The following is a 2900-nucleotide window of genomic DNA, read 5'->3' on the forward strand; positions in this document are numbered from 1 at the left end:
TCCCTGTTCCAAAAGTGCATTTGCAATACAGCCTGCAAAGAAACTTTTCCCGGTTCCAACTGGTCCCATCAGAAGCAGTCCTACATTTTTTCTCTTCATATCTGTCCAATTTTCTACATACTGCCTGACGATTAGTATCTTCTGGTTGCTTCCATTGTCATTTTCAAATTTCCATTCCCAGAATCTTCTTTCCCGAAGTCCGACTGACTTTCTCTGATAAAGCAGCCTCTGTGCTTCTTCCCGCTGCATCTTCTCATCCAGTTCCTGCCTGGCTTTTACCTCGCATTCGCACAAACAGGACACTACATGCTCAAATCCCATCAGACTGACTTTCATCTGTTTTCTTTTTCCACAGATACCACAATGAAGACATCCCTCTTCATCCAGATAATCTGCTGTTACTTTATTTTCCATCACAGGCTTTCTCCTTCCTGAAATTCATATTTGTCCATTCCTGCCCTGGCTCCATCTCGTTCTGCCCAAAGACAGATTGTTGCAAAATGATTCTGATACTCTTTTCCACTGGATTTCATATAAACAGAAAGATGATCAATCCGTTTCTGGTAGTCCCACGGAAATAAAGTCATCAACTCCTGCAGTTCCGGTTCCGACAGAACAACATTTTTGAATCTCCCATACTGACTGAAATTTTCTTCCAAAGCGTGAGTGTTGCTCTTACTCTTATCAGTATGATTCTTTTCTGTCTTATTTATCTTAGTATTACTTCCTTCCAGATTCTTGCAGTCCGGACTTCTATTTTTTTGCTGCCCGGACTTCCAATTTCTTGCTATCCGGATTTCCAACTCCTTGCTATCCGGACTTCCAGTTTCTTGCAATCCAGAATGAAAATATCTGTCTGGCTTTCCTCTGACCCGTTTCACAAAATTTTTCACATATATGACAGAGGGACGGTTATTTCCCTGCCGGTAACGTTCAATCAGTCCAATTCCATGCACACTGTCAAGTTCATAAAGGAGCTTTGTTACAGTCGTATGGGACATCCGCAAAAGATCCTGCAGTTCTGCAATCGTATAAATGATATAGACATAACCGTCACTGTCAATCCAGCCATTTTTCTTTGATAGACTGATGCGGTCTAAAAGGATTCCATACAAGAGTTTTGCATCTGTGGAAAGACTCTGAAATTCCTTTTCTGTAAACAGGGCTTTCGGTATTCGGAAAAAAGAAAACTGGTCAGATTCTTCTGCTCTGAAGTATTCAAAATCTGCCATAATTTATTTCCTATTCTTCCATATTGTTGAAGTCATACCCTGCTGCACTTCCTGTGCCATGACACAATTCATCAAGCACATAATTGAACGCATTCACCGCTTCTTCCAGATAAATTTTCCTTGCCTCTTTATCACACGCATACATATCGGCAATAAATCCTTCATCATTTCCTATTGCGTGTACCAGAGTCTCCAAAACTTTCATAAATTTCTTTTTTGAACACTTTTTATGCTGCCTATTCACATACTTCTGAATGTCCAGTACTCTATCAGCATTTTCCTCATTTTCTTCCAGGATTCCAAATGCCAGGTCCATGCCAAATTCATAGCCATCACAGGAAATCTGATCAATATCAAGCTGTCCAAGCTCATCTCGATAATTTCTTTCTTCCATTGAAGTCAGTGGTGTCTCATATTCATCCAGATATCCCATATCCGCAATCGTTTCCAGAATATCTCTGGATGCTTTCACCATCTTGTCCATGATAATTTCTCTTTCTTCCATCGGCATATTTGCCATAATGCTGTCTAATGTCATCATTGATTCTTTCTCCATCTCATTTTCATAAATATCATTGATATAAAAGTGTTTCGCCTTTCCATTGTCTGAAATGATACGCACCAGATTTCCAACCTCCACCAGTTCCTGTACTGCCTGATCTACCCCATATCTGGTCGTATTCAGGTCTTTTTTCATTTCACTTTTCGGATAGATTACAAATAAATCCCCTTCACCATCTACCCAGCCATTCTGCACCGCAAATTTTAAGCGATCCAGAAATAAGCTGTATAAAATCTTTGCTGTATTTGACAGATTTTTGTATTTTTCCATCTGGAACAGCATCTTTGGCACCTGCAGACAATCTACCGGCATATACTCCATCTTACTCATTGATTATTTCCTCCTTCTGTTTGTACAGCACTTCAGCTGAATTGATATTGATTTCCAACATACCCACAAATACCTGATAATACAGCAGGCATATCTGTTCATCCTCCCTTGCCAGATACAATCCTTCCAGTTCATTGGACGGATGTTTCATTCCATATACTGCCTGACAGATATCATGGATTTTCTCACATTCCACACTCCTCAGATGCATCTCCAAAGTGTGGTTAAATCTCTGCCAGTCCTCCAGTTTCTGATTTACTGACATCATGCACTGGAACAGTTCTGCTGCTTCACATGCTGCTGACAGCACTACATTTTTGTTATTGATACTTCCATCGGCATTTTTCATATGCTCTACCATATACGCCTGATCTACTGAAACCATCTTTTAATCCTCCTCTATCTAAACGGCATTTCCTCTTCCATGCCCTCTGGGATCTCTAAGAACCCTTCCGCATCTTCTGGAAACGGTGGTCTGTCAACCATTTTTGCACCAGCAAATTCAATCCGGTTTGCATACACTTCGGTGGTATAAATCTTTTTTCCGGTATCTTTATCTTCATAATTACCCGTGACAATCTCGCCTTCCACCATGACCTTCGTTCCCTGTATCAGATAATCTCTGGCAAATTCTGCTTTCTTCGCAAAAGCCTTTACCGGAATGAAACTGACTTCATCGGAATAATTTCTTCTGACTGCCAAAACAAACTTGGCAATCTTATGAAGTCCTTTTTCATTCTCCACTTCGTTGTATCCGGGATTTCTTACCAATCGCC

General features: G+C 40.5%; 5 protein-coding genes. All 5 read right to left on the bottom strand.

Going from position 1 to position 2900, the window contains the following annotated elements:
- On the bottom strand, positions 1-414 hold a 414-nt coding region (locus OCV61_RS03635), incomplete at its 3' end, for a P-loop NTPase family protein (protein WP_470257240.1).
- A complete protein-coding gene (locus OCV61_RS03640) occupies positions 414-1232 on the bottom strand; it encodes a replication initiator protein A (protein ID WP_055057303.1) in 819 nt (272 codons plus the stop codon). The genes OCV61_RS03640 and OCV61_RS03635, both read right to left, overlap by 1 nt.
- A 10-nt stretch (positions 1233-1242) precedes the next feature.
- Positions 1243-2124 carry a replication initiator protein A gene (locus tag OCV61_RS03645; protein ID WP_055057302.1) on the bottom strand — a complete coding sequence of 294 codons (882 nt, stop codon included), beginning with the start codon at positions 2122-2124 and terminating at the stop codon, positions 1243-1245.
- Entirely contained in the window at positions 2117-2509 is a 393-nt protein-coding gene (locus OCV61_RS03650) for a hypothetical protein (RefSeq protein ID WP_008371496.1), read from the bottom strand. The genes OCV61_RS03645 and OCV61_RS03650 overlap by 8 nt, the downstream gene beginning before the upstream one ends.
- 14 nt (positions 2510-2523) lie before the next feature.
- Positions 2524-2900: single-stranded DNA-binding protein (locus tag OCV61_RS03655; RefSeq protein WP_158420772.1), on the bottom strand; the 377-nt coding region annotated here is incomplete at its 5' end.

It is taken from the genome of Blautia ammoniilytica (assembly GCF_025566965.1).
GTDB classification, from domain to species: Bacteria; Bacillota; Clostridia; order Lachnospirales; family Lachnospiraceae; genus Blautia_A; species Blautia_A ammoniilytica.